Origin of the sequence: Yoonia vestfoldensis SKA53, assembly GCF_000152785.1 — a bacterium.
Taxonomy (GTDB): domain Bacteria; phylum Pseudomonadota; class Alphaproteobacteria; order Rhodobacterales; family Rhodobacteraceae; genus Yoonia; species Yoonia vestfoldensis_A.
The window spans coordinates 1,223,962-1,247,966 of the sequence record NZ_CH672414.1; the positions used below are offsets into that span (position 1 = coordinate 1,223,962).

At 62.3% G+C, this 24,005-nt stretch carries 25 protein-coding genes and 1 pseudogene; 9 read left to right on the forward strand and 17 right to left on the reverse strand.

The window, feature by feature from the left end:
- Nucleotides 1-59: 59 nt before the first annotated feature.
- The 5 genes from SKA53_RS06010 to SKA53_RS06030 all read right to left on the reverse strand — a co-directional run bounded on the left by SKA53_RS06010 (nucleotide 60) and on the right by SKA53_RS06030 (nucleotide 5,773).
- Entirely contained in the window at nucleotides 60-1,970 is a 1,911-nt protein-coding gene (locus tag SKA53_RS06010; RefSeq protein ID WP_007205193.1) for an acetyl/propionyl/methylcrotonyl-CoA carboxylase subunit alpha, read from the reverse strand.
- Nucleotides 1,970-3,532, reverse strand: a complete 1,563-nt coding sequence (locus tag SKA53_RS06015; RefSeq protein ID WP_007205194.1) for a carboxyl transferase domain-containing protein — start codon at nucleotides 3,530-3,532, stop codon at nucleotides 1,970-1,972. Before SKA53_RS06015 ends, SKA53_RS06010 begins: the two co-directional genes overlap by 1 nt.
- The gene (locus SKA53_RS06020) at nucleotides 3,529-3,822 is read right to left on the reverse strand and encodes a hypothetical protein (RefSeq protein WP_007205195.1); all 294 of its coding nucleotides are present in this window, start codon (nucleotides 3,820-3,822) and stop codon (nucleotides 3,529-3,531) included. Before SKA53_RS06020 ends, SKA53_RS06015 begins: the two co-directional genes overlap by 4 nt.
- Nucleotides 3,823-3,856: 34 nt before the next feature.
- Entirely contained in the window at nucleotides 3,857-5,020 is a 1,164-nt protein-coding gene (locus tag SKA53_RS06025) for an acyl-CoA dehydrogenase family protein (protein WP_040482822.1), read from the reverse strand.
- A gap of 90 nt (nucleotides 5,021-5,110) precedes the next feature.
- Nucleotides 5,111-5,773, reverse strand: coding sequence for an HAD-IA family hydrolase (locus SKA53_RS06030; protein ID WP_007205197.1), 663 nt, complete (start codon nucleotides 5,771-5,773; stop codon nucleotides 5,111-5,113).
- A 121-nt stretch (nucleotides 5,774-5,894) separates the two neighbouring features.
- Here SKA53_RS06030 and glmU point away from each other — a divergent pair, with 121 nt between their 5' ends.
- From glmU to SKA53_RS06045, 3 genes are read left to right on the forward strand one after another with little or no spacing between them, the layout of a single operon-like run.
- The gene (gene glmU, locus SKA53_RS06035; protein WP_040483160.1) at nucleotides 5,895-7,238 is read left to right on the forward strand and encodes a bifunctional UDP-N-acetylglucosamine diphosphorylase/glucosamine-1-phosphate N-acetyltransferase GlmU; all 1,344 of its coding nucleotides are present in this window, start codon (nucleotides 5,895-5,897) and stop codon (nucleotides 7,236-7,238) included.
- Between the two features lie 2 nt (nucleotides 7,239-7,240).
- Nucleotides 7,241-9,061, forward strand: coding sequence for a glutamine--fructose-6-phosphate transaminase (isomerizing) (glmS, locus tag SKA53_RS06040; RefSeq protein WP_007205199.1), 1,821 nt, complete (start codon nucleotides 7,241-7,243; stop codon nucleotides 9,059-9,061).
- A complete protein-coding gene (locus SKA53_RS06045; protein WP_007205200.1) occupies nucleotides 9,058-9,780 on the forward strand; it encodes a DNA alkylation repair protein in 723 nt (240 codons plus the stop codon). The genes glmS and SKA53_RS06045 overlap by 4 nt, the downstream gene beginning before the upstream one ends.
- Here the strand turns inward: SKA53_RS06045 and SKA53_RS15795 are convergent, their stop codons facing one another.
- Both SKA53_RS15795 and SKA53_RS06050 read right to left on the reverse strand, forming a co-directional pair.
- Nucleotides 9,781-9,906: a hypothetical protein gene (locus SKA53_RS15795; RefSeq protein WP_007205201.1), complete on the reverse strand. Its 126-nt coding sequence runs from the start codon at nucleotides 9,904-9,906 to the stop codon at nucleotides 9,781-9,783. It abuts the gene before it with no gap.
- A 6-nt stretch (nucleotides 9,907-9,912) separates the two neighbouring features.
- Entirely contained in the window at nucleotides 9,913-10,212 is a 300-nt protein-coding gene (locus SKA53_RS06050; RefSeq protein WP_007205202.1) for a hypothetical protein, read from the reverse strand.
- A gap of 85 nt (nucleotides 10,213-10,297) precedes the next feature.
- Between SKA53_RS06050 and moaA the strand changes: the two genes are divergently transcribed.
- Entirely contained in the window at nucleotides 10,298-11,302 is a 1,005-nt protein-coding gene (moaA, locus tag SKA53_RS06055; protein WP_007205203.1) for a GTP 3',8-cyclase MoaA, read from the forward strand.
- A gap of 6 nt (nucleotides 11,303-11,308) precedes the next feature.
- On the opposite strand, the gene SKA53_RS06060 is transcribed toward moaA, so the two are convergent.
- Together SKA53_RS06060 and SKA53_RS06065 are read right to left on the reverse strand one after the other, a co-directional pair.
- Entirely contained in the window at nucleotides 11,309-11,920 is a 612-nt protein-coding gene (locus tag SKA53_RS06060; RefSeq protein ID WP_007205204.1) for an SAM-dependent methyltransferase, read from the reverse strand.
- Nucleotides 11,920-13,083, reverse strand: a complete 1,164-nt coding sequence (locus SKA53_RS06065; protein ID WP_040483162.1) for a M20 aminoacylase family protein — start codon at nucleotides 13,081-13,083, stop codon at nucleotides 11,920-11,922. Before SKA53_RS06065 ends, SKA53_RS06060 begins: the two co-directional genes overlap by 1 nt.
- Before the next feature lie 222 nt (nucleotides 13,084-13,305).
- On the opposite strand from SKA53_RS06065, the gene SKA53_RS06070 reads away from it, so the two are divergent.
- A complete protein-coding gene (locus SKA53_RS06070; protein ID WP_007205206.1) occupies nucleotides 13,306-13,554 on the forward strand; it encodes a DUF1289 domain-containing protein in 249 nt (82 codons plus the stop codon).
- On the opposite strand, the gene SKA53_RS06075 is transcribed toward SKA53_RS06070, so the two are convergent.
- The 5 genes from SKA53_RS06075 to SKA53_RS06095 form a co-directional block, all read right to left on the reverse strand.
- Nucleotides 13,555-14,025, reverse strand: coding sequence for a Dps family protein (locus SKA53_RS06075; RefSeq protein WP_007205207.1), 471 nt, complete (start codon nucleotides 14,023-14,025; stop codon nucleotides 13,555-13,557). It lies immediately after the preceding gene.
- A gap of 45 nt (nucleotides 14,026-14,070) precedes the next feature.
- Nucleotides 14,071-14,427 carry a hypothetical protein gene (locus tag SKA53_RS06080; protein WP_007205208.1) on the reverse strand — a complete coding sequence of 119 codons (357 nt, stop codon included), beginning with the start codon at nucleotides 14,425-14,427 and terminating at the stop codon, nucleotides 14,071-14,073.
- A gap of 133 nt (nucleotides 14,428-14,560) precedes the next feature.
- On the reverse strand, nucleotides 14,561-15,994 hold the full coding sequence (locus tag SKA53_RS06085; protein WP_007205209.1) for an NAD(P)(+) transhydrogenase (Re/Si-specific) subunit beta: 1,434 nt from the start codon (nucleotides 15,992-15,994) through the stop codon (nucleotides 14,561-14,563).
- Between the two features lie 14 nt (nucleotides 15,995-16,008).
- Nucleotides 16,009-17,583 (reverse strand): Re/Si-specific NAD(P)(+) transhydrogenase subunit alpha, encoded by a 1,575-nt coding sequence (locus tag SKA53_RS06090; protein WP_007205210.1) that lies wholly within the window; start codon nucleotides 17,581-17,583, stop codon nucleotides 16,009-16,011.
- A 105-nt stretch (nucleotides 17,584-17,688) separates the two neighbouring features.
- Nucleotides 17,689-18,138 (reverse strand): methyltransferase family protein, encoded by a 450-nt coding sequence (locus SKA53_RS06095; RefSeq protein WP_007205211.1) that lies wholly within the window; start codon nucleotides 18,136-18,138, stop codon nucleotides 17,689-17,691.
- 81 nt (nucleotides 18,139-18,219) lie between these two features.
- Here SKA53_RS06095 and SKA53_RS06100 point away from each other — a divergent pair, with 81 nt between their 5' ends.
- Together SKA53_RS06100 and kynU are read left to right on the forward strand one after the other, a co-directional pair.
- Entirely contained in the window at nucleotides 18,220-18,978 is a 759-nt protein-coding gene (locus SKA53_RS06100; RefSeq protein WP_040483163.1) for an SDR family NAD(P)-dependent oxidoreductase, read from the forward strand.
- Nucleotides 18,975-20,183 (forward strand): kynureninase, encoded by a 1,209-nt coding sequence (gene kynU, locus SKA53_RS06105; RefSeq protein WP_007205213.1) that lies wholly within the window; start codon nucleotides 18,975-18,977, stop codon nucleotides 20,181-20,183. The genes SKA53_RS06100 and kynU overlap by 4 nt, the downstream gene beginning before the upstream one ends.
- An 89-nt stretch (nucleotides 20,184-20,272) precedes the next feature.
- Here the strand turns inward: kynU and SKA53_RS15180 are convergent.
- Nucleotides 20,273-20,909, reverse strand: a pseudogene (locus SKA53_RS15180) (YihY/virulence factor BrkB family protein).
- Between SKA53_RS15180 and SKA53_RS15695 the strand changes: the two are divergent.
- Nucleotides 20,839-21,081, forward strand: a complete 243-nt coding sequence (locus SKA53_RS15695; RefSeq protein ID WP_007205216.1) for a hypothetical protein — start codon at nucleotides 20,839-20,841, stop codon at nucleotides 21,079-21,081. The pseudogene SKA53_RS15180 and the gene SKA53_RS15695 overlap by 71 nt on opposite strands.
- A 37-nt stretch (nucleotides 21,082-21,118) precedes the next feature.
- Here the strand turns inward: SKA53_RS15695 and SKA53_RS06115 are convergent, their stop codons facing one another.
- Entirely contained in the window at nucleotides 21,119-22,087 is a 969-nt protein-coding gene (locus SKA53_RS06115; protein WP_007205217.1) for a lysylphosphatidylglycerol synthase transmembrane domain-containing protein, read from the reverse strand.
- Between the two features lie 292 nt (nucleotides 22,088-22,379).
- Here SKA53_RS06115 and SKA53_RS15325 point away from each other — a divergent pair, with 292 nt between their 5' ends.
- Entirely contained in the window at nucleotides 22,380-23,354 is a 975-nt protein-coding gene (locus SKA53_RS15325; RefSeq protein WP_207327925.1) for a S8/S53 family peptidase, read from the forward strand.
- Between the two features lie 24 nt (nucleotides 23,355-23,378).
- On the opposite strand, the gene SKA53_RS06125 is transcribed toward SKA53_RS15325, so the two are convergent.
- Nucleotides 23,379-23,951: a hypothetical protein gene (locus tag SKA53_RS06125; RefSeq protein ID WP_050752674.1), complete on the reverse strand. Its 573-nt coding sequence runs from the start codon at nucleotides 23,949-23,951 to the stop codon at nucleotides 23,379-23,381.
- Between the last annotated feature and the right edge of the window lie 54 nt (nucleotides 23,952-24,005).

Consider the following 24,005-nt stretch of genomic DNA (forward strand, 5'->3'; position numbering starts at 1 on the left):
CGGATCGGGTCCGGGGCCTGCCCCGGATCGGGTCCGGGGCGGGGGCAGCGCCCCCTGCCTCAGATCGGCGCAAGGGCCACCATCAGATCGCCTGCCGCGACCTGATCCCCCGGCTCTGCACACATGCTGGCAACGACACCATCGCGCGGCGCGCGCAGCACATGTTCCATCTTCATCGCCTCCAGCACGATCAGGCGCGCCCCTTGGACAACATGATCGCCCTCCTGTACCGCGACCTCGCGCACCAACCCCGGCATGGGTGCCAGCACCACGTCACCACCGGCGATATCGGACCCGCGCGCCAGCGGATCGACAATGCTAAACGTCACCGTCTGCGCGCCAAACACGCTGACCTGCCGCACCCCGTGCCGCAGCGCCCGCGCGCCCCAATCGGCCCCGTGCCGCCGCAGGCTGACCTGCGCCCCTGCCACATCAGCGGTGATCTGATCGGGGCCAAGCACCTGCAAGCTGACCTCATGCACCACGTCGCCCTGCCCCAGCACAATCCGCCGCACCAGCGGCTGCCACAGCGTGAATCCCACCAGCGGGCCTGCGGCAATATACGCCGCAACCACCGCCGCGATGGCGATCATCTGCGCATCCGGCACAGGCGCGGCACAGAGCCTGCCCTGCCCGCGCGCGATCAGGCCAGTGTCGACCACGCCCGCGACAAAATCTGCATCCCGCGCCAGCAGACGCAGAAAATCAAGGTTCGTGACACTCCCCGCCACTTCGGTTGCATCCAATGCGGCCTGCAGCTTGCGCAAAGCGGTGGCACGGTCCGGCCCCTGCACCGTGACCTTGGCGATCATCGGATCGTACCACGGCGCAATTTCGGACCCGGCCACCACACCACTGTCAATCCGCGCATCGCTCGGAAACACCAGATGGTCGAGCCTGCCTGTCGCCGGCAAAAACCCTGCTGGCACATCTTCGGCATAAAGCCGCGCCTCGAAGGCATGGCCATTGATCCCCAACTGATCCTGCCGCATCGGCAGCGGTTCACCCGCCGCCACGCGCAATTGCCATGCCACCAGATCGACGCCCGTAATGGCCTCGGTGACGGGGTGTTCCACCTGCAAGCGCGTGTTCATTTCCATGAACCAAAACCCGTCGGGGCGCAGACCGCCCGCGCCATCGACGATGAATTCCACAGTCCCCGCACCGGCATAGCCGATGGCCTTGGCCGCCGTCACCGCCGCCTGCCCCATGGCGTCGCGCAGCGCCACCGTCATGCCGGGGGCTGGCGCTTCCTCGATCACCTTTTGGTGGCGGCGTTGCAGCGAACAATCGCGCTCGAACAGATGCACCGCGTCTGTGCCGTCACCGAAGACCTGCACCTCGATATGGCGGGGCGTGGTGATATATTTCTCGATCAACACGGCAGGATTGCCAAAGGCGTTGCGGGCCTCGGCTTGGGCAGAGGCCAGATGTTCCGCAAACTGGGCAGGCCCATCAACAAGCCGCATTCCCTTGCCACCGCCGCCCGCCACGGCCTTGATCAGCACCGGATAGCCGATTTTCGCGGCCTCGCGTGCCAGAAACGCCCCATCCTGATCCGCGCCGTGATAGCCCGGCACCACCGGCACGCCCGCCTTGACCATCAGCGCCTTGGCCGCATCCTTCAGCCCCATCGCGCGGATCGCCTGCGCTGACGGCCCGATAAACACCAGCCCCGCCTGCGTGACCTGTTCCACGAAATCGGGGTTTTCCGACAAAAAGCCATAGCCCGGATGGATCGCTTGCGCGCCCGTATCCAGCGCCGCCTGCACGATCAGATCACCGCGCAGGTAACTGTCAGCGGCAGGCGCAGGGCCAAGCCTGACCGCCTGATCCGCCTGCTGCACATGCAGCGCACCGGCATCGGCATCCGAATAGACCGCGACCGTGCGCACACCCATCGCGCGGGCGGTGCGGATGATCCGGCAGGCAATCTCGCCCCTGTTGGCGATCAGGATCTTGGTGAACATCACATCCGGAACACGCCGAAGCGTGTCTCCTCTATGGGCGCATTGCAGGCGGCGGCCAGCGACAGCGCCAGCACCTCGCGCGATTTGCGCGGGTCGATGATACCGTCGTCCCAAAGCCGGGCAGAGGCATAAAGCGGGTGTGACTGTTCGGTGAACATATCAATGGTAGGTTGCTTGAACGCCGCTTCATCCTGCGCCGACCACGCACCGCCCGCGCGTTCGATCGCGTCGCGTTTCACAGTGGCCAGCACCCCTGCCGCCTGTTCGCCGCCCATGACACTGATCCGGCTGGTCGGCCATGACCACATGAAATGCGGCCCATAAGCCCTTCCTGACATGCCATAATTCCCCGCGCCGAACGATCCGCCGACGACCATCGTGATCTTGGGTACCTTCGTTGTGGCCACCGCTGTGACCATCTTGGCACCATGCCGCGCGATGCCTTCGTTTTCGTATTTCTGGCCCACCATGAAGCCGGTGATGTTTTGCAAGAACACCAAAGGGATGCGCCGCTGGCTGCACAGCTCCACGAAATGCGCGCCCTTTTGCGCGCTTTCCGAAAACAGCACCCCATTATTGGCGACGATCCCGCAGGGCCAGCCGTCGATATGGGCAAAGCCCGTGACCAGCGTTTCGCCGAACCGCGCCTTGAATTCGTCAAAGCGCGATCCGTCCACGATGCGGCGGATCACCTCGCGGATGTCGTAAGGCGTGCGCAGATCGGCGGGGATCGCGTCGAACAGGCTCGCGGGATCAAGTGCCGGAGGTTCGGATGCCAAGCGATTGACATTGCATGTATTCCGCATTGCACAGGACGCAACCGCCTGCCGTGCCAGCGCCAGCGCATGGGCGTCATCCTCGGCCAGATAATCGGCGACACCGGACAGGCGGGTATGCACATCGCCGCCGCCCAAAGCCTCGGCTGTCACCACCTCGCCCGTTGCGGCCTTGACCAAGGGCGGGCCTGCCAGAAAGATCGTGCCTTGACCCTTCACAATGATCGACACATCGGCCATGGCAGGAACGTAAGCGCCGCCCGCCGTACAGGACCCCATGACCACGGCGATCTGGGGGATACCCAGTGCGGACATCTGCGCTTGGTTATAAAAGATGCGCCCGAAATGGTCGCGGTCGGGGAATACCTCGTCCTGATTGGGCAGGTTCGCACCGCCGCTATCGACCAGATAGACGCACGGCAGGCGGCAGGCTTGGGCAATCTCTTGCGCGCGCAGGTGCTTTTTCACCGTCATCGGGTAATAGGTGCCGCCCTTGACGGTGGCGTCGTTGCACACGACCATGACCTGCACACCGCCAACAAGCCCCACGCCCGCGATCACGCCAGCGCAAGGGGCGGCCCCGTTATAAAGCCCATGCGCCGCTGTTGCCCCAACCTCAAGAAACGGCGAGCCGGGGTCGAGCAGCCCCGCCACACGGTCGCGGGGCAGCATCTTGCCACGGGCCAGATGGCGGTCGCGCGCGATCTGCCCGCCGCCCAAGGCTGCGGCGGCGGCGGCATCACGCACTTGTGCAAGGGCCGCTTCGTGCAAGGCGCGGTCACTCATATGGCGGGTCCTTGTGGTGGCGGCAGCGCCTCTCCGCGCGGGCCGGCATAGAAGGTCGTGGTCAGCCCGTTGGGATTGGCGCAGTTGATGACCAAACGGATCGCCGGATCGGGATGAATGGTGGCGGCGCAATCGGTCAGCGCCGCACCATTACCCGCCATGGCGACATAGCTAGCGGCATAGCGGGTGATGATCTCCGTCTCGGACGGCACCTGCCCCATGCGATAGCCGATGATGCCAGCCACCACGACCAGCCCCGCAACGGGGATGAAAAACATCCAGCGGGTCATGCTATGGCGTTCAGCGATGCGCGCGCTGCCATCCTCATCCCATCGCCCCCATCAATTCACGGCCGACCAGCATCCGGCGGATTTCGGATGTGCCGGCGCCGATTTCCATCAGCTTGGCGTCACGGAACAGCCGCGCGACAGGGGCGTCGGCCAGAAAGCCTGCACCGCCCATCGCCTGCACGGCCTGATGCGCCTGTTTCATCGCCTCCTCGGAGGCATAAAGACAGCAGGCCGCCGCATCCTGACGGGTGACAGTGCCACGGTCGCAGGCCGCAGCCACCGCATAGACATAGGCGCGCGCGGAATTCATCGCGGTATACATATCCGCGATCTTGCCCTGCATCAGTTGGAAATTGCCGATGGGCTGGCCGAATTGTTTGCGGCTGGCCAGATAGGGCATGATTTCATCCAGACAGGCGGCCATGATCCCCAGACCGATCCCCGCCAGCACAACGCGTTCGTAATCCAGCCCCGACATCAGGACCGCCACGCCGCGCCCTTCCGCGCCCAGCACGTTCTCGAACGGGACTGCGACATCGTCGAAAATCAACTCGGCGGTGTTGGACCCGCGCATGCCAAGCTTGTCGAAATGGGGCGACGTGCTGAAGCCGGTCATTTCCTTTTCAATCAGAAAGGCGGTGATGCCTTTGGACCCTGCATCGGGGTCTGTCTTGGCATAGACCACCAGCGTGTCGGCATCCGGCCCATTGGTGATCCAGTATTTGTTGCCGTTCAGGCGATAATGATCGTTGCGCTTTTCCGCGCGCAGCGCCATCGACACAACGTCAGACCCGGCACCTGCCTCTGACATGGCCAAGGCACCTACATGATCGCCCGAAATCAGGCGCGGCAGGTATTTCGCCTTTTGCGCCTCGGTCCCGTTCAGCTTGATCTGGTTGACGCAAAGATTGGAATGCGCGCCGTAAGACAGGCTGACCGAGGCGCTGGCGCGCGCGATTTCCTCGATCGCGACGGTATGGGCGAGATAGGTCATGCCCGCGCCGCCGTAAGATTCGTCCACCGTCACACCCAACAACCCCAGATCGCCCATTTCGCGCCAGAGCGCGGCAGGAAACAGGTTGTCGCGGTCGATCTGTGCGGCCATCGGTTTGACACGGGTCTGCGCCCAGTCATGGACCATGCCGCGCAGGGCGTTCACATCCTCGCCCAGATCAAAGCTCATGGAGGCGTGAAACATTGGCCTGCTCCTACGGTTAATTGAACGCTTGTTCATTTGTAGGCATGACAAACCCGCCCTGTCGAGTCATTTCTGCACGATTTATAGGCACTAGCCGATAAGCCGCGCCACGACGGCAGGCAGGTCCGCGAAATCGTCGATGGTGGCGTCAGCCTCTAGCGCCAGAACGCTGTCGCGCCCCGGCCCGAAGGTCACCAGCACCGATGGCACGCCCGCATTGCGCGCGGTGTCGCGGTCTGTGATCGTGTCGCCTACCAGCAAGGATTGTGCAGGGTCACCGCCGGCGCGCAGAACCGCCTCGATATGATGCGCGGGGTCGGGTTTGCGCACCTTGAGCGTATCGGCCCCGATCAAAGACGCGAAATGGTCGCGCACCCCAAGGCTGCGCATCAGGGTTTCGGCCAAGGCGGCAGGTTTGTTGGTGGCGATCCCCACGGCGTAACCGCTGGATTTCAGGGCCATCACGGCCTCCATCGCGCCCGGATACAGCACGGTGTGGATGTCGATCGCCTGCGCATAGGCTGCCAGCAGCAGGGGATATTGGCGGTCAACCTCGGCCTCGTCGATGCCTTGCAGGCGCGAAAACCCCAGCCGCAGCATCGCCCGCCCGCCACAAAGGGCGGTTGCGGCATCGGTCGCGGGGTCAAGCATGTCACCCAGCCCCAGATCGCGGAAACAGGCATTGGCGGCGGCGATCAGGTCGCCGCTGGTATCGGCCAAGGTGCCGTCGAGGTCGAAAATCACACTGCGCATGGGCGGCCTTTCTGTGCTGCGGTGCCGCCATCTGTAACGCGCTGTAAACTGATGTGAAGCCCCTGCCCTTGTGATAATCGAAAAGGCCAGTAGAACGCAGGCAACAATGAATGGGGCAAAGATGGCAAACGCAGTGATTATCCTTGGCGCGGGGCTTGGCACGCGGATGAATTCGGACCTGCCCAAGGTGTTGCACCCGATCGCGGGCGCGCCGATGCTGGTGCATGCGATGCAGGCCGCGATGGTGCTGGACCCTGCGCGCCGCGTGGTTGTGGCCGGATATGAGGCCGCGCAGGTCGAAAAGGCCGCTTTGGCCCATGATCCCGATGTGACGGTCGTGGTGCAGGCCGAACAGCTGGGCACTGGCCATGCGGTGGCGCAGGCGCAAGCGGCGCTGGCCGATTTTGTCGGCGATGCGCTGGTGCTTTATGGTGACACGCCCTTCATCCGCCCCGATACGCTGGAGGCGATGATGGAGGCCCGCCAGACCCATGATATCGTGGTCTTGGGGTTCGAGGCCGAAGACCCTGCCCGCTATGGACGCCTGATCCTGAAGGACGGCCAGCTTGACCGGATCGTCGAATATAAGGATGCGACAGAGGCAGAACGCGCCGTGACCCTGTGCAATTCGGGTGTCATCGCCGCCGATGCCGCGACCTTGTTCGATCTGGTCGCCGCTATCGGCAACGACAATGCGGCGGGCGAATATTACCTGACCGACATCATCGACATCGCGCGGGCGCGCGGATTGACCGCCACCGTCGTCGAATGTGCCGAGGCTGAAACCTTGGGCATCAATTCGCGGTTCGAGCTGGCACAGGCCGAAGCCCTGTTCCAGAATGGCGCGCGGATGACAGCCCTTGACGATGGCGTGACGCTGATCGCGCCTGAAACCGTCTATTTTGCCTATGACACCGTGATCGGGCGCGATGCGGTGATTGAACCCAATGTCGTCTTCGGCCCCGGTGTGACGGTCGAATCCGGCGCCACCATTCGCGCCTTTTCGCATCTCGAAGGTTGCCATGTGTCGCGCGGTGCAATTGTCGGCCCTTATGCCCGCCTACGCCCCGGTGCGGAACTGGCCGAAAACACCCGTGTGGGCAATTTTGTCGAGGTCAAGAATGCCGTGATTGCCGAAGGTGCCAAGGTCAACCACCTGTCTTATATCGGCGATGCCGATATCGGGCCGCGCAGCAATATCGGCGCAGGCACGATCACCTGCAATTATGACGGCGTGTCCAAGCACCATACCACGATTGGCGCGGATGTGTTCATCGGGTCCAACACCATGCTTGTTGCCCCCGTCAGCGTGGGCGATCAGGGGATGACGGCCAGCGGGTCGGTCATCACCCGCGATGTGCCCGCGGGTGATCTGGCGGTGGCGCGGGCGCGGCAGGACAACAAGGCAGGGTTTGCCGTGCGGCTGTTCGACAAGCTGCGCGCGCAAAAGGCGAAGGGTCAGTAAATATGTGCGGTATCGTTGGCGTTCTGGGCAATCACGAAGCCGCCCCCCTGCTGGTCGAGGCGCTGAAACGGCTGGAATATCGCGGCTATGACAGCGCGGGCATTGCCACGATCAACGGCATGACCCTCGACCGCCGCCGTGCGGTGGGCAAGCTGGTGAACCTGTCGGACCTGCTGGTGCATGACCCGCTCGCAGGCAAGGCGGGCATCGGCCATACCCGCTGGGCCACGCATGGCGTGCCGAACGCGGGCAATGCGCATCCGCACAGATCCGGCGGTGTCGCGGTCGTGCATAACGGGATCATCGAGAATTTCCGCGAATTGCGCGCCGATCTGGCCGCCCTTGGCATCGCGCATGAAACCGATACCGATACCGAAACCGTGGCCTTGCTGGCCAATCATTACATCACTGAGGGCCTGTCACCGCGCGACGCGGCACAAGCGACCATCGCCCGCCTGCACGGGGCCTATGCGCTGTGTTTCCTGTTCGAAGGGCATGACGACCTGCTGATCGCCGCGCGCAAAGGGTCGCCTTTGGCCATCGGGCATGGCAACGGCGAGATGTTCGTCGGCTCGGATGCCATCGCCCTTGCGCCGATGACCGACCGGATCACCTATCTGGACGAAGGCGATTGGGCGATCATCACGCGCAATTCCCTGGAAATCCGCGATGCGGCGGGCAATCTTGCCAACCGCGATCTGCGCCAGATCCATATCGACGCGGCACAGGTGGACAAGGGCGGCTATAAACATTTCATGGCCAAGGAAATCGCCGAACAGCCGCAGGTGTTGCAAGGCGCGTTGAACCATTACATCAATGCGGATGCTACCGGCATGGCGATGCCAGAAGGGCTGGATTTTACAGCCGTCAATCGCCTGACCATGGTCGCCTGCGGCACCGCATTTTATGCCTGCATGGTGGCGAAATACTGGTTCGAACAGGTGGCGGGCCTGCCGGTCGAGGTCGATGTCGCCTCTGAATTCCGCTACCGCGAACCGCCTGTCACCGACGGCACCATGGCGATTTTCGTCAGCCAGTCGGGCGAGACGGCGGATACTTTGGCCGCCCTGCGCTACATGGCGGGCAAGGCCATGCAGATCGTATCGGTCGTCAATGTCCCCGAAAGCAGCATCGCGCGCGAAAGCGATATCGCGCTGCCGATCCTTGCAGGGGTGGAAATCGGCGTCGCATCGACCAAGGCGTTCACCTGCCAGCTGACGACGCTGGCCGCACTGGTGCTGCATGCCGCGCGCCAGCGAGGCCGGATTGATGATGCCGCCCTTGCGGGCAAACTGGCCGCCCTGCGCGCTTTGCCGGGGTTGATGAATACCGCGCTGGGGATCGAGGATCGCACCGTCGCGCTGTCCCGCGATCTGGCCGAGGCGCGCGATATCCTGTTTCTGGGGCGCGGGGCGATGTATCCGCTGGCCCTTGAGGGCGCGTTAAAACTAAAGGAAATCAGCTATATACACGCCGAAGCTTATGCATCAGGCGAGCTGAAACACGGCCCCATCGCGCTGGTCGATCCGCATGTGCCGGTGATCGTCATGGCCCCGCGCGATGCCTTGTTCGAAAAAACCGTGTCAAACATGCAAGAGGTCATGGCGCGCGGCGGCAAGGTGTTGTTGATCACCGACAGCCAAGGCGCGGCAGAGGCCGGCGATGGTGTCTGGCAGGTGCTGCTGATGCCGGCCGTCGATCCGTTTCTGGCGCCGATCCTTTACGCGCTGCCTGCGCAACTTTTGGCCTATCACACGGCGATCGCCAAGGGGACCGATGTGGACCAGCCCCGCAATCTTGCGAAATCGGTGACAGTGGAATGATGGATGAACATAGCACAACAGACGCTCTGGCGGATCACGCGGGTATGACATTGGATGATGCATTGGCCGCCCTTGGCAGCGACCCCGCGAAAGCCGCCGAAATGGCGCGCCATCACAAGGTGGACCGCGCCTATCTGGGTGTGACACCCCCCGCGATTGAGGCTGTCGCCAAAGGCTGGCGCGAAGCGCTGGATCTGGAGGCGCGGCTGGCGCTGGCAGCGGCACTTTGGGCCAGCGATGTGCATGAAGGCCAGATCGCCGCGGCGAAATTGCTGACACAGGCGCGGATCAGGCCCGATGACAGCGCCGCTTGGGATATGATCACCGCTTGGGTGCCTGCATGCGACGGTGCCGCGATTGCCGATCAGGTCGCCATCGCGGGGCAGAAACGGCTGGTGGCGGACCCTGCCCGCTTTGACGTGCTGGCGGATTGGGTCGCGTCCGACCATCTGTGGACGAAGGCCGCGGTGCTGGGCTTTACCCTGCCATGGACCAAGCAGACCCATCCCAAACCCGCCGATCTGGCGCTGCGTGATCGCGCGCTGGATTGGGCAGGCACACTTGCCGGTGATCCTCACAAGGTGATCCAGACCGCATTGGTCAGCTGGCTGGCCAGCCTTGCCAAACATGATCCGGCCAGCGCATCTGGTTTTGTTGACCGGCACGGGGCGGCGATGAAATCCTATGCGCTCAAATCCGCGCGGCACCGGCTAGGCTGATCAGCGCAGCAGGGTTAGTGCGACCAGACCGGTCAGCGGCGCCGCGATCAGGCGCATCGCGGCAAGGCTGATCTGGCTGCCCGATCCCGCCACCCCGCCCGAGGGGCGCAGTTCGGCATTGATCACGCGGCCTTAGTACCTGATGCGGCCCTGGGTCACTTGCGTCACCAGCGGCGTTTTCACCCAGATCCCCGGATCAGCGGGCGCGCCAAGCGTGGCAATTGTGGTGCCGATCGCGGTGCCACCGGCCACCACCTGCGTCGCCGCCTGTCGCGCGGCGGCGGTGGTGGTATCAAAATCGTCTACATTGCGCGCACTGCGGGGCGCGGCCGCTGGCAGGTTTGTCGCAATTTCCGCCGTGGCGGGTGTATCGGCGACAGGCATCGCGCAGGCGGCGAGTATCATCAAGGACAAGATCAAGATGCATTTCATCCCCCGACGCTATTGTGCGCAATGACCGCGCACAACCGGGCCGATCACGCTTGCGCAAGGTGACGCCCATCTTTAGCTTATCCGCATGATGACACCTTTGATTGACCCATTCGCCCGCGCCATTTCGTATTTGCGGGTCTCTGTGACGGACCGCTGCGATTTCCGCTGCGTCTATTGCATGTCCGAAAACATGACGTTTTTGCCCAAAAAGGACCTGCTGACGCTGGAAGAACTGGACCGGCTGTGTTCGGCCTTCGTGCGGCTGGGTGTGAAAAAGCTGCGCATCACGGGGGGTGAACCCTTGGTGCGGCGCGACATCCTGACTTTTTTCAAAGCGATGGGCCGGCATCTGGACAGCGGCGCATTGGAAGAACTGACGCTGACGACAAACGGCAGCCAGTTGGAAAAATACGCAGCCGATCTTTATGCCGCCGGTGTGCGGCGGATCAACGTCTCGCTCGATACGCTGGACGAGGCGAAATTCGCGCAGATCACCCGCTGGGGGAAGCTGCCACAGGTGCTGCGCGGGATCGACGCGGCACAGGCGGCGGGGCTGCGGGTCAAGATCAACACCGTGGCGCTGAAAGGTTTTAACGAGGAAGAACTGTTCACCCTGACCGATTGGTGTGCGGCCCGCGACATGGACCTGACCTTTATCGAGGTCATGCCGATGGGCGATATCGGCAACGAGGACCGGATCGACCAATATTGGTCATTGAACGATCTGCGCGCGCGGCTTGCGGCGCGCGGCACGCTGACCGACCTGCCCGACCGCACCGGCGGGCCTGCGCGTTATCTGCGCGTCGATGCGACGGGCCAGAAAATCGGGTTGATCACACCGCTAAGCCATAATTTCTGCGAAAGCTGCAACCGTGTGCGGATCACTTGTACCGGCGAGATTTACACTTGTCTGGGGCAAGAAGGCCATTCCGACCTGCGCGCGCCCCTGCGCGGGTCAGAGGCGGATCAGGATCTGGAAAACGCGATCCGTGCCGCGATTGCGCTGAAACCCAAAGGCCATGATTTCGACTATTCGCGCCAAAAGGTCGATGGTCAGGTCAGCCGCCACATGAGCCATACCGGCGGCTGACACGGGTCACACCGGCGGTGATGCTTCGGGCTTGCGGGCGATGAAATCAATCAGCGCAGCAGGCCCAACATGGCCAGAGCCCGCCTGCTGGACCTTTTCATAAGACGCACAACGTTCAACATGCCAGCCCGCGAAGGCAGCGCGCAGCATGTCTTCGGTATACATGTTTTCCACAAAAGGCGGCCCACCGGTGCCGCGCCCGACCTGTTCGGGGCGATAGCCATGCAGCACCAACCGCCCGCCGGGGCGCAAGGCGCGGGCCATATCGGCGAATTGGCGCGCGCGCAGATCGGGCTCGGCAAACTGGATGAAAATCGCGGCGATCATGTCGAATGGCTGCGCCCAGTCCCAATCGTCCCAACCCGCGACATGGGTCTGCACTGCGACTGCGCTACGATCTGCCAGCGCCTGCGCGCGCGCAACGGCGGTCGGGGCCAGATCAAAGGCTGTCACCTGCATCCCCAGCACAGCCAGATGCACTGCATTGCGCCCTTCGCCATCGGCCACGCAAAGCACGCTTTGCCCCTGCAGGGCCAGCCAGGGGTTATCCGCCAGCACCGCCGCAGGGGCAGTGCCGAACAGGTAATCATCGCTGGCGCTGTAACGGTCTTCCCACATCAGGCGGCAGGCATGCGTTGTTCAACGATACCCGCCCACCACGAACAGCCAGTCGGAATAGCATCATCATTGAAATTGTATTCGGGGTGGTGGACAGACGCCCCGTCACCATTGCCCACAAGGATATAGGCGCCGGGCCGTTCTTCGAGCATGAAGGCGAAATCCTCGCCACCCATGATCAAGGGCGCATCGGTGCAATCGCCCGCGACCGAACGCGCCACATCGGCGGCAAAGGCGGTCTGGTCCACATGGTTGACCATGCACGGATAGCCCCGGTGATAGCTCACCTCGGCCACGGCACCGAATGCACCCGCCGTGCCGGTGCTGATCGCCTTGAGCCGCGCCTCGGCCAGATCGCGCATATCCTTGGACATGGTGCGCACGGTGCCTTTCATATGCACCCGCTGTGCAATGACGTTGAACGCCTTGGACGAAGATTCAATTGCCGTGACCGAAACGACGACCTGATCCACGGGGTCGGCATTGCGGCTGGCGATGGATTGCAGCGCGGTGATCACATGCGCCGCGACCAGCGTGCTGTCCACGGTTTCCTGCGGTTTGGCGGCATGGCCGCCCTTGCCTTCGATCACGATCTCGAACTGGTCGGTCGCGGCAAAAAACGCGCCCGGACGGATCGAAAAGCTGCCCACCGGACGGCCCGGCCAATTATGCATGCCGTAAACTTCGCTGATGTTCCAGCGGTCCATCATGCCATCGGCGCACATCTCGCGGCCACCGCCGCCGCCTTCTTCGGCGGGCTGAAAAATCACGACGACCTGTCCATCAAAATTACGCGTCTCGGACAGGTATTTCGCGGCCCCCAGCAGCATCGCGGTATGCCCGTCATGGCCGCAAGCATGCATCGCGCCGGGTGTTTTGGAGGCATAGGGCAGCCCTGTCGCCTCATGGATCGGCAGCGCGTCCATATCGGCGCGCAGCCCGATCACCTTGCCCGCTGTATCCGTTTTGCCCTTGATGACGCCGACAACGCCGGTGCGCCCGATGCCGGTGACCACCTCGTCACAGCCAAATTCCCGCAGCTTGTCGGCGACCAATGCGGATGTGCGATGCGTGTCGAACAGGATTTCGGGGTTTTCATGTAGGTCACGCCGCCATGCGGTGATTTCGGGCAGCAATTCGGCAAAGCGGTTCTTGACGGGCATCATCTTCTCCAAAATTTTATCCGGCCTGCGAACGCGCGCATGGGGCGGGTCGGCACGATCTGCCATACAGGGGGCGGTGGTGCCATCTTTGCCGGAATTGGCGCTATGTGCAACGTCACCTTTGCCGCAGCCCGCCGCAAGATCAGGGGTTTGTGATCAGCGCCTGATTGACATAGCTGACAGAAATAATCAGATACAAGCCGTAATCAACGAGTATCTGCCATGGCAAAAACCCCGTCCCCCTGTATCAGCGTGTGCAAGTTCCGGCGCGAAGGCCATTGCATCGGCTGTTCGATGACCAAGGCGCAGAAATCCATGTTCAAGGCGCTGAAAAAACCCGCCCATCAATCTGCCTTTGTCACCATGCTGATGGCGCAACAGGCGGTGATGGGCAAGTTCAGCCATTGGCGGCGCGCCTATGAAAAAAAATGCGCCAAGAAAGGCGCATCTTTTCCACCGCAGGCCGGTTGATCAGGCCAGATGCGCGCGCAGCATCCAGGCAAATTTTTCATGCGTCTGCCCGCGCGCGATGCACAGGTCTTCGGTCAGCGCATCACCATGTTCGGCGGCCAGTTCGCCCGCAGCGGCCAGCGTCGCGGCCAGCGTTTCCTCGGCCTGTTGCAGCGTCTTGATCATGGTGCGGTCATCGGCATGGCCCGCATATTCAGCGACCTTGGACCGTTTGATCATGCCGGCCAGCGTGCCTTCGGCATGACCGTCCAGCGCCTTGATCCGTTCGGCCAGATCATCCTGTCCGGTGAAATGATCCTCATAGATCGTCTGGAATAAGGCGTGCAGCGACCCAAAGGCCATGCCGGTCACGTTCCAATGAAAATTCTGCGCCAGCATCGTCGTCACCGTGGTTTCGGCCACGCATTGGTTCAGCGCATCGGCAATGGCGGCTTGGGCGGTCGGGCTTAGGTCTGTGGCTGTCTGTGTCATATGGAGTCTCCTTTGACGTGTAACCTATGCATTCGGTTCTTGAATTCAACCACCCGGTTGCGTCAGATGCGCGGCCTTGCAGACCAGAAAATGCAGCGCCGAGGCTTTTTCACGCGACATCCGGCTGAGCAGCGCAAAGCGGTAACGCGCCTCGTCGCCTTGGCGCACGGCGTCGAACAGGTTTTCCAGCCAGATTTCGTCAAAGGATTTTTCGGCCGCCTTGGGTTCATGAAACCGCAAGCGCCGCCCCAGCGCCTTGGGCAGGGCCGACAGCAGGTCTTGCATCGCGTCACCCGTGGTCACACCGCTCAGCCGGGCCTTGCGGCCTGCGACGCGCAGGGCATGCGGCCCATCCGGGGTTGGGGCTGCGGGCGTGTGGATAAGGGCGGGGGATGCGGACATGGACGACTCCTATTCCCGACAAATATAGTCAGCCAAATTGCAGCTGGCAACCGGAACCGCTGCGGCAGATCGCACCCCGAAACGCAAAAGGCCCGCCACAAGGGCGGGCCTTTCAGGATCGTGGCACCCAAGATCAGTCGATCTTAGGCAGCAATTCATCCAGCGACTTTTTCGCATCGCCATAGAACATCCGCGTGTTTTCTTTGTAAAACAGCGGGTTCTCGATACCGGAATAGCCTGTCCCCTGCCCGCGCTTGGACACGAAAACCTGTTTGGCCTTCCAGCATTCCAGCACCGGCATACCGGCGATGGGGCTGTTGGGATCGTCCTGTGCGGCAGGGTTCACGATATCGTTGGACCCGATCACGATCGCCACGTCGGTCGTGGGGAAATCATCGTTGATTTCGTCCATTTCCATGACGATGTCATAAGGCACCTTCGCCTCGGCCAGCAGCACGTTCATATGACCGGGCAAACGGCCTGCGACGGGGTGAATGGCGAAACGCACATTCTTGCCTTTGGCGCGCAGTTTGCGGGTCAGTTCGGCGACGGTTGATTGCGCCTGTGCGACGGCCATGCCGTAGCCGGGGATGATGATGATGCTATCGGCCTCGTTCAAGGCCGCAGCCACACCGTCGCTGTCGATGGCGATCTGTTCGCCTTCAACCGCCATCTGTTCACCGGCAGGGCCGCCAAAGCCACCCAGAATCACCGACACGAAACTGCGGTTCATCGCCTTGCACATGATATAGGACAGGATCGCACCAGAGGAGCCGACCAGCGCGCCGACCACGATCAGCAGGTCGTTGCCAAGGCTGAACCCGATCGCCGCCGCAGCCCAGCCCGAATAGCTGTTCAGCATCGACACCACGACAGGCATATCCGCCCCGCCGATGCCCATGATGAGGTGATAACCGATGAACAGGGCCGCCAGCGTCATCACCATCAGCGGCACAAAGCCACCAGTACTGAAATACCAGATCAGGCACAGCACCGAAATCGCAGCCGCCGTCGCGTTGAGCACATGCCCGCCGGGCAGTTTCGCGGCAGCGGTGTTCACCTTTCCGGCCAGCTTGCCATAGGCAATGACCGATCCGGTAAAGGTGATCGCGCCGATAAAGACGCCCAAGAACAGCTCGACCCGCAGGATATTGATCTCGACCGGGGATTTATAGGCCAGAAGCGCGGCAAAACCGTCAAGGCTCGCGCGTGCGATGGCATCCATCCCCGCCACGCGGCCCAGTTCGAAATGTGCGATGAACCCGACCAGCACGGCGGCCAGACCCACAAGGCTATGCATCGCTGCGACCAGTTCGGGCATCTGCGTCATCTGCACCTTGGTGGCCAGTTGATAGCCGATGATCCCGCCCAACCCGATCAGGACCAGCGACAGCAGCCAGAACCCCGCACCGGGGCCAACCAGCGTGGCACAGATGGCAAGCGCCATGCCTGCCATGCCGTACCAGACCGCGCGCTTGGCGCTTTCCTGCCCTGACAGACCGCCAAGCGACAAGATAAAGAGAATTGCCGCGACAACATAGGCCGCTGTTGTGAAACCGTATTCCATGTCTCTTTACCCCTTTACGACTTTTGGAACATGGCAAGCATGCGCCGTGTCACCAAAAAGCCGCCGAAAATATTGATACCGGTCATAAAGACCGCCAAGGCCGCAAGCACCACGACAAGCCAGGAGCCTGACCCGATCTGTGTCAGCGCGCCCAGAATGATGATGCTGGAAATCGCGTTGGTGACCGCCATCAGCGGTGTATGCAAGCTATGCGCCACGCCCCAGATGACCTGAAAGCCCACGAAAACCGCCAGCACGAAAACGATGAAATGCTGCATGAAACTGGCAGGCGCCACCAGACCGACACCCAAAAGCAGCACAGCACCGACCGTCAGCAAAGTCACCTGATTGCGGGTCTGCGCCTTGAAATCGGCGGTTTCCTTGGCGCGCTTTTCTTCGGCGGTCAGTTCTTTGGGCTGGTTCTTTTTGGCGACCTGCGCGATGGCATTGATCTTGGGCGGCGGCGGCGGGAAGGTGATCGCGCCTTGATGGGTTGCCGTCGCGCCACGGATCACGTCGTCTTCCATGTTATGCACCGGCACACCGTCCTTGGCCGGTGTCAGATCGGTCATCATATGGCGGATGTTGGTGGAATAGAGCGTCGAGGCTTGCGCCGCCATCCGACTGGGATAATCGGTGTATCCGATGATGATGACGCCGTTGTCGGTGACGATCTTTTCGTCCTTGACGGTCAGTTTGCAATTGCCGCCACGTTCGGCGGCAAGGTCGATGATCACCGACCCCGGTTTCATCGCGGCCACCATGTCAGGCGTCCACAATTCGGGCGCATCACGGCCGGGGATCAGCGCTGTGGTGATCACGATATCCATATCCGGCGCGATCTCGCGGAATTTTGCCAATTGGGCCGCGGCAAATTCAGGGCTGGACACAGAGGCATAGCCACCGGTTTTCGCGCCGTCCTGCTGTTCTTCCTTGAAATCAAGAAACACGAATTGCGCGCCCATCGATTCGACCTGTTCGGCCACTTCGGGGCGCACGTCAAAGGCATAGGTGATCGCGCCAAGGCTGGTCGCTGTCCCGATCGCGGCCAGACCCGCGACACCCGCACCGACGACCAAAACCTTGGCCGGTGGCACCTTGCCTGCGGCTGTGATCTGGCCGGTAAAGAAGCGACCAAAGTTATTGCCCGCCTCGATCACCGCGCGGTAACCCGCGATATTGGCCATCGACGACAGCGCGTCCATTTTCTGCGCGCGGCTGATGCGTGGCACCATATCCATGGCAATGACGGTGGCGCCCTTGGCGTTGGCGGCTTCCATCAAATCCTTGTTCTGCGCGGGATAGAAGAAAGAAATCAGTGTCTGGCCTTCGCGCAGGCGCTTGACCTCCACGTCCTCGGGGGGGCGGACCTTGGCGATGATATCGGCGGCCTTGTAAAGCGCAGCAGCGGTCTTGACGACCTCGACACCGGCGTCCTTATAGGATTGATCGGTGAAACCTGCGGCCACGCCAGCCCCGGTTTCAATCACGCAATCATAGCCCAGTTTTTTTAGGTCTTGCGCCGAAGCAGGCGTCATTGCGACGCGGTCTTCGCCGGCAAATATCTCTTTTGGTGTGCCGATTTTCACAGACCATCCCCCATATTTGTGTCAGCAGTCAAAACGGACTTAGCGCGCGAAAGATTGTTTCACAAGGGAACGGCTGCAAAGTCTATTCCTGTCGTGCGCTAACAGTCACAGCCAGCGGCGGGTCTTTTCACAATAGCGCGCAAAATCAGCGTGAAACTTGCGACGCAGGCGGTTTTCCTCGGGGAGGATGAACCGCTGGATCAGGGTTGCCATGAACAAAGGCACCAGCATCAGCGCGACAGGCGCATCCCAGCGCAGGGCCAGCCCCGCAAGGACCAATGCATCACCCAGATAGATCGGGTTGCGGCTGCGCGCAAAGACACCTGTGGTCACCAGCGCATCGGCCTCTTTATGCGGGATGACAGTGGTCTTGCGCCGGCGCATCTCGGCCACGGCCAGCAGCATCAGCACCAGCCCCGCGCCCACCAACAAACCGCCCAGCAAATCCAGCATCGGATGCCCGATGGCCAGCACCTGCGGTTGCAGCACACTGATCTGCCATGTGGTGGCCACAGCCAGCAGCAACCAGACAGGGGGAATGTCGATCCATTTCATACCTGATCTTGTGACCCGCCGCTTTGCGCTTGTCCATGCCCGCCGCGCAGGTAGCATGGGCGCAAATCATAGGGGGCCATGATGGAACACGCAGGCAAACACGCGCTGGTGACCGGCGGCGGGACAGGTATCGGCAAAGGCATCGCGCTGGCCCTGGCCGAGGCTGGCGCAGAGGTGACGATCACAGGGCGCAATGCCGACCGGCTGTCGCAGCTCGCGGCCAGCCATCCGCGCCTGCATGTCTTGGTCATGGATGTGGATAACGAATCTTCCGTCCGTGATGGCATCGCCGGTGCCGCCACCGCCCGCGGCCCGGTGCAGATCTGCGTGGCCAATGCGGGGATCGCCGAAGGTGGGCCTTTTGCGCAAACCTCGCTGGCGGCATGGCGCAAGACGATGACGACAAACCTTGACGGCGTGTTTCTGACCTTTCAGGCCGCGCTGGCCAGCCTGCCGCCCGATATGGCGGCGCGTATGATCGTCGTCAGCTCTATCGCGGGGGTGCGGGGTTTGAAAAACGCGGTCCCCTATACCGTCACCAAACACGGCGTGATCGGCCTGATCCGCGGCTTGTCCGAAGAATATATGCGCAGCCCCGTGACCTTTAACGCGCTCTGCCCCGGCTATGTGGACACGGCCATCGTGCGCAACCAATTGCCCGGCCTGATGAAACGCTTTGATCTTGATGAGGCCGGTGCCGTGGATCTGATTGCCAAGGGCAACCGGCATCGCCGCCTGCTGGAAGTCGATGAAACCACCGCCGCCGCCATGTGGCTGTGTTCGGACGGCGCGCGCAGCGTGAACGGGCAGACGATCCAGATTTCAGGGGGACAAGTATGATCACCAGTTTCATTCGGGATTTTTCCCAGACCAAGGCGCTGTTCCAGATGCCTGCCGATATGATTTATCTGGATGGCAATTCGTTGGGGCCATTGCCGCGCGCGGCCGCCGCACGGATCAATGATTGCGTGACCCGCGAATGGGGCGAGATGGTGATCACCGGCTGGAACCGCGCAGGCTGGATGGCGCAACCCACCACCTATGCCGACCGGATCGGACGGTTGATCGGGGCGGAAACGGGGCATTGCGTGCTGGGTGATACGCTGTCGGTCAAGGTCTATCAGGCGCTGGCCGCCGCCCTTGATCTGGTCCCTGACCGGCGGGTGATCCTGACCGACAGCGGCAATTTCCCCTCCGATATCTATATGGCCGAAGGGCTGATCAAATCGCTGGACCGCGGCTATGAATTGCGCGTGGTCGCCCCACAGGATGTCGCGGACCATATCGACAGCGATCTTGCCGTGCTGATGCTGACGCAGGTCGATTACCGCACCGGGCGGATGCATGACATGGCCGCGCTCACGCAAAAGGCGCATGATGCCGGTGCCATCACGATCTGGGATCTGGCGCATTCCGCAGGCGCGCTGCCCGTCGATGTGGCGGGCTGCGGCGCGGATTTCGCGGTGGGTTGCACCTATAAATACCTCAACGGTGGGCCGGGTGCGCCCGCCTTCATCTATGTCGCCCCCCGTCATATCGACCGCTGCGAACCTGCGCTTTCCGGCTGGCTTGGCCATGCCGCACCTTTCGCGTTCGAGGCGGGCTACCGGCCCGGCACCGGGATCGAACGGATGCGCGTCGGCACGCCGCCGGTGCTGCAACTCGCGGCACTCGATGCATCGCTCGACATCTGGGACCGCGTCGATCTGCACGACATCCGCAAAGCCTCCATCGCGCTGACAGACCAGTTCATCGCCGGGATCGAGGCCGCCTGCCCCATGCTGACGCTGGCCAGCCCGCGCGACCCCGCCCAGCGCGGATCGCAGGTGTCGTTCCGTTTCGCCGACGGCTATGCCGCGATGCAGGCCTGTATCGCGCATGGGGTGGTCGGCGATTTCCGCGCGCCCGACATCATGCGCTTTGGCTTCACGCCGCTTTTCATCGACGCAGGCGACGTGGCACGCGCGGTCGAGATCATCGCCAAGGTGATGACCGACAAGCTCTGGGACAGGGCGGAATTCCGGCAAAAGGCGGCTGTGACCTAAACATCATCTTCCGAGTGCGTCAATTCGTGCAAAGCGCGATTTGACGTGATCCCCGCCGGAGGCTCCGTGCCCCAAAGGGGCGCGGAAAACTAGGCCGCTTCTTGCGCTTGGGCCTGCTTGCCATGCACATGCATGTTCAACGCCGCCCCCAGCAGGATCAGATAGGCGCTGACATATAGCCACAGCATCATGCCGATCACCGCCCCGATCGAGCCGTAGACCTCGTTGTAGCTGGCGAAATTCGTCAAATAGAACGACAGCCCCGCCGAGGCCGCGATCCACAGCACGATCACCACCAGCGCGCCCAGCGTCACCCAGCGCCCGCGGCTTTCGATCCGCACCGGACCAAAGCGGTAAAGCAACCCCAGCGCCGCCAGCAATACGCCCAGCGCCACGCTCCAGCGCAAAGGTCAAAAGCAGCGCCACGATCACCTGCCGCAGCCCGCTGCGCTGCTGTTGTCCGGCGATGGCATTCAGCCCGCTGATCAACGCCCCGACAGCTGCCCGGCAGGACCACAGCGCCACAAGGATCGACACCACGCTGGCCCAGCCAAGCGTCTGCGACGGCGCATTGACCAACCCGTTCACCTGCGTCTGCAACAGCCGGTAGGCATCTGCGGGGATGATGTCAGCCATCAGCGTCAGTTGATCCGCGATGACGACAGGGTCCGCCATCAGCCCGAAAATCGCGATGATCGCGGCCAGCCCGGGGAAAATTCCGAACATCCCGAAAAACGCAACACCCGCCGCGATCAGCCCCAGATGCTTTTCGCTGGCCGTGTGCAGCACGGCGCTGCCTGTCTGCCAGATTGCCCTGAACGCGGCCATGACCCATCTTCCCTCGGAATATTATACACTTGCGGTTGTCTGCGCAGGGCAGCCCGTCACGCTACCATAGCGGTCTGCCAGCGCAAAGGTTCCACAGGCATCTTGCCTCAGGAGCGGTTCGCCGCCGCAGGATGCCGCCGCTGCGACAGCAGGAACCAGACACCGGGCAGGCTGGCCACAAGAATGACAAGGCCAAAGGCGATGCTGGCAGCGATCCCCGCCTCGGGCGCTGCGCCCACGACAGGCCAGATCGCGGCAGCAGCCCCTTCGCGCAGCCCCCAGCCGCCTACCGACAACGGGATCATCATCACGGTCAGGATCAAGGGCAGGACCGTCACCACCGCGACCAATGGCAGATCGGTGCCGGTGGCGATGGCGCAAAAGGCAAAGCTAGACAAATTGCAGGCAACAATCGCGATACTCAGCCCGACCTGACGCGGCCAGACCCCGCGCGCCAGCAGCCCCAGCCGCAGCGCAGCCCCAAACCCTGCCGTCGCATGCGCCACCGGGCCGGGCACGCGCGCCAGCACCGCGCCCAGCACAACCACCCCCGCCAACCCCAGCGCCAACCAGCCGACGATATCGCTGACCCAACCGGGCAACACCAGGCCACCAGGCACGGCAATCGCCGCGATGAACCCGCAAAACAGCACCACAAACAGCGCCACCTGCCCGACCAGCCGTTCCAGCACCACGGCCTGTGCCGCACGCAGCATCCCTGCCTGATGGCGCTGGCGCAGCGCACGGCCCGCATCACCCAGCACGCCCCCCGGCACCGCCAGATTGACGAATTGCGACAGGTAATATTCGCCGATCGCGTCACGCTTGCGCAAGGATTGGTCCAGCTGCGCGGCCGTCAACCGCCAGCGCAGCGCCGACAACAGCACCTGCCCATGCGCGCTGACCAAAGCGGCCAGCAACCACGGCCATTCGGTTTGTACCACGAGCGCCAGCACCTGCGGCCCGTCGGTCAGATGCCACAACAGCCCAAGAATGGCGAAGGTCACGCAAATCCGCAGCACGGCCCCGAAAAGCTTATGGCGCAGACCTGTATCGGGATCGGGGCGTTCGGACATTGGACGAGATATCCGCCAGTTGCCCGCAATTGCAAGCATCCTCGGTCATTCAGCCGGCATCTGCGCGCATGGCAGTGATGACCCGTATCGCTGTCGCCCAGAGGTGGAGGGGTGCATCGGTGGCCCACAACGCGCAATCGCCAATTGCGCTCACGACCGCGGCAGGACATCGATCCCCGCTGCGATATCTTAAGAGAACACGGGGTCGTGTGCTTCAAAACACGATGACGTTCTGCTAGGGGTATGGAGCGGTTTTACCTTGCCAACCGCGCGGCGCAACGAGATCGTGACAATGACTGCAACATCCCTCTTTTCAGCCACCGGGCGCGTGATTGGTGCGATCAGCAGCCTTGGCTTGCTGTCGGCCTGCCTTGGCGGTGGTGCAGGCGGAAACACGGTGCAGCCGACCGATAATGTGTCTGCCAACACCAATCTGGTGTCATCGGGCGTCTATTACAGCTGGATGCATCCGGATATTCAAACGGCCTGGGATCAGGGCTATGTTGGACAAGGCACCCATGTTATCACCATTGACGATTTTATCACTGATGTGACCTCGGTTGGCCGGTTGACCGATGTCAGCGCCGATATGCGGCACGGTGAGTGGATTGATATGCAAGTCGGGCTGATGGCCCCGGATGCCACACGTGTGCAGCAAGATTTCACCGCCACCGCATCCGTGCAGCTGGACGCGGGCGCACTGAATATCGTCAACCTGAGCTTTGGGATGTTCGCAGCCAATGGCTTAGCCGATTCCCAGATCGACTGGACCGCGCGCGAAAGCTCTGTCATCACTTATGCGCAGAACGGGGCAGCTGTCGTGGTCAAGGCCGCGGGCAATCATGCTGTCGCAATAGGCTCTGTCAATTCCAGCGGCGAGGTTGATTACCTTGACCGCGCCCTGATCGGGGCTGATGCTGCGATTTTCGTAGGCGCGTTGAATGGCAACGGCACCGTCGCCAACCCCACAAGCCTGACCACGTTTTCCAACTATGCCGGCACCAACCTGACTGTGCAAAACCAATTCATCGCCGTCGGCGTGCGCGATGACCTGACCAGCCTGAACGGCACATCCTTTGCCGCCCCCATCGTCAGCGGCTATGCCGCTGTGCTTGGCAGTAAATTCACGACGGCAACGCCGACCCAGATCACCAATCAGCTGCTCAACACCGCGCGCACCGACACGATCCTGAATTATTCCACCGCCATGCACGGGCGGGGCGAGGCCAGCATTGCCCGCGCTCTTGCGCCTGCATCAATCAATTAGCGGCATAGGGGCGGTCGCGGGCCGCTAAAAGCGGATCTCGTAGCGCAAGGAAAATGTCGTTTCGATCGCCCCCCGTTCGCTGACCAGAAACGGCAGTGTTTCTTCGGGGGGCAATGGTGACGCCGCAAGACGGCAATTCACCTGCGCGAAATCATTCAGAATGGTGTAAAAGGCAACGCAGGATTGTTCCTGCAAAGCCCCGCCCAACAAGGTTGTGGCCGAGACTGTCAAAGCTTGATTATCGTCCAAATCCGCCCGGTACACGAACCCGACCCATAGGCCGGGATCAATGGTGTACTTCTGGCCGGTCTCGCCGGTGCTGAACCCCCAGATCGCGCCAAAAGAGGGCTGGATCTCGGTCAGGAACAGGATGTTGAGATCCAAAAACCGCGGCCGGTACCAATCGGACAGTTCAACCATTGTCCCGTCTTCGAGCGCATACCGCCCTGCCGACAGATCCAGTGCAATACCCGACCGGACCGAGCCTGTGCGGACGTCGAGCACAGAGGTCTGGCTCCAGACATCCTGCGCGCCCGCCGCCTGTGCCTGAAACGTGCTGCCGATGGCCAGACCGACCCGCCCAAACCAGCGATGCATATGACGAAGACGGTGAATGTCGGGCATCCTTGCGTTCGTGTCGTGTTGCCTGCG

What these genes read in the sequence shown, in the direction of transcription:
- SKA53_RS06010 (WP_007205193.1), bottom strand. Translation starts at nt 1,970, where the DNA reads ATGTTCACCAAGATCCTGATCGCCAACAGGGGCGAGATTGCCTGCCGG.
- SKA53_RS06015 (WP_007205194.1), bottom strand. Translation starts at nt 3,532, where the DNA reads ATGAGTGACCGCGCCTTGCACGAAGCGGCCCTTGCACAAGTGCGTGAT.
- SKA53_RS06020 (WP_007205195.1), bottom strand. Translation starts at nt 3,822, where the DNA reads ATGACCCGCTGGATGTTTTTCATCCCCGTTGCGGGGCTGGTCGTGGTG.
- SKA53_RS06025 (WP_040482822.1), bottom strand. Translation starts at nt 5,020, where the DNA reads ATGTTTCACGCCTCCATGAGCTTTGATCTGGGCGAGGATGTGAACGCC.
- SKA53_RS06030 (WP_007205197.1), bottom strand. Translation starts at nt 5,773, where the DNA reads ATGCGCAGTGTGATTTTCGACCTCGACGGCACCTTGGCCGATACCAGC.
- glmU (WP_040483160.1), top strand. Translation starts at nt 5,895, where the DNA reads ATGGCAAACGCAGTGATTATCCTTGGCGCGGGGCTTGGCACGCGGATG.
- glmS (WP_007205199.1), top strand. Translation starts at nt 7,241, where the DNA reads ATGTGCGGTATCGTTGGCGTTCTGGGCAATCACGAAGCCGCCCCCCTG.
- SKA53_RS06045 (WP_007205200.1), top strand. Translation starts at nt 9,058, where the DNA reads ATGATGGATGAACATAGCACAACAGACGCTCTGGCGGATCACGCGGGT.
- SKA53_RS06050 (WP_007205202.1), bottom strand. Translation starts at nt 10,212, where the DNA reads ATGAAATGCATCTTGATCTTGTCCTTGATGATACTCGCCGCCTGCGCG.
- moaA (WP_007205203.1), top strand. Translation starts at nt 10,298, where the DNA reads ATGATGACACCTTTGATTGACCCATTCGCCCGCGCCATTTCGTATTTG.
- SKA53_RS06060 (WP_007205204.1), bottom strand. Translation starts at nt 11,920, where the DNA reads ATGTGGGAAGACCGTTACAGCGCCAGCGATGATTACCTGTTCGGCACT.
- SKA53_RS06065 (WP_040483162.1), bottom strand. Translation starts at nt 13,083, where the DNA reads ATGCCCGTCAAGAACCGCTTTGCCGAATTGCTGCCCGAAATCACCGCA.
- SKA53_RS06070 (WP_007205206.1), top strand. Translation starts at nt 13,306, where the DNA reads ATGGCAAAAACCCCGTCCCCCTGTATCAGCGTGTGCAAGTTCCGGCGC.
- SKA53_RS06075 (WP_007205207.1), bottom strand. Translation starts at nt 14,025, where the DNA reads ATGACACAGACAGCCACAGACCTAAGCCCGACCGCCCAAGCCGCCATT.
- SKA53_RS06080 (WP_007205208.1), bottom strand. Translation starts at nt 14,427, where the DNA reads ATGTCCGCATCCCCCGCCCTTATCCACACGCCCGCAGCCCCAACCCCG.
- SKA53_RS06085 (WP_007205209.1), bottom strand. Translation starts at nt 15,994, where the DNA reads ATGGAATACGGTTTCACAACAGCGGCCTATGTTGTCGCGGCAATTCTC.
- SKA53_RS06095 (WP_007205211.1), bottom strand. Translation starts at nt 18,138, where the DNA reads ATGAAATGGATCGACATTCCCCCTGTCTGGTTGCTGCTGGCTGTGGCC.
- SKA53_RS06100 (WP_040483163.1), top strand. Translation starts at nt 18,220, where the DNA reads ATGGAACACGCAGGCAAACACGCGCTGGTGACCGGCGGCGGGACAGGT.
- kynU (WP_007205213.1), top strand. Translation starts at nt 18,975, where the DNA reads ATGATCACCAGTTTCATTCGGGATTTTTCCCAGACCAAGGCGCTGTTC.
- SKA53_RS15695 (WP_007205216.1), top strand. Translation starts at nt 20,839, where the DNA reads ATGACGACAGGGTCCGCCATCAGCCCGAAAATCGCGATGATCGCGGCC.
- SKA53_RS06115 (WP_007205217.1), bottom strand. Translation starts at nt 22,087, where the DNA reads ATGTCCGAACGCCCCGATCCCGATACAGGTCTGCGCCATAAGCTTTTC.
- SKA53_RS15325 (WP_207327925.1), top strand. Translation starts at nt 22,380, where the DNA reads ATGACTGCAACATCCCTCTTTTCAGCCACCGGGCGCGTGATTGGTGCG.
- SKA53_RS06125 (WP_050752674.1), bottom strand. Translation starts at nt 23,951, where the DNA reads ATGCATCGCTGGTTTGGGCGGGTCGGTCTGGCCATCGGCAGCACGTTT.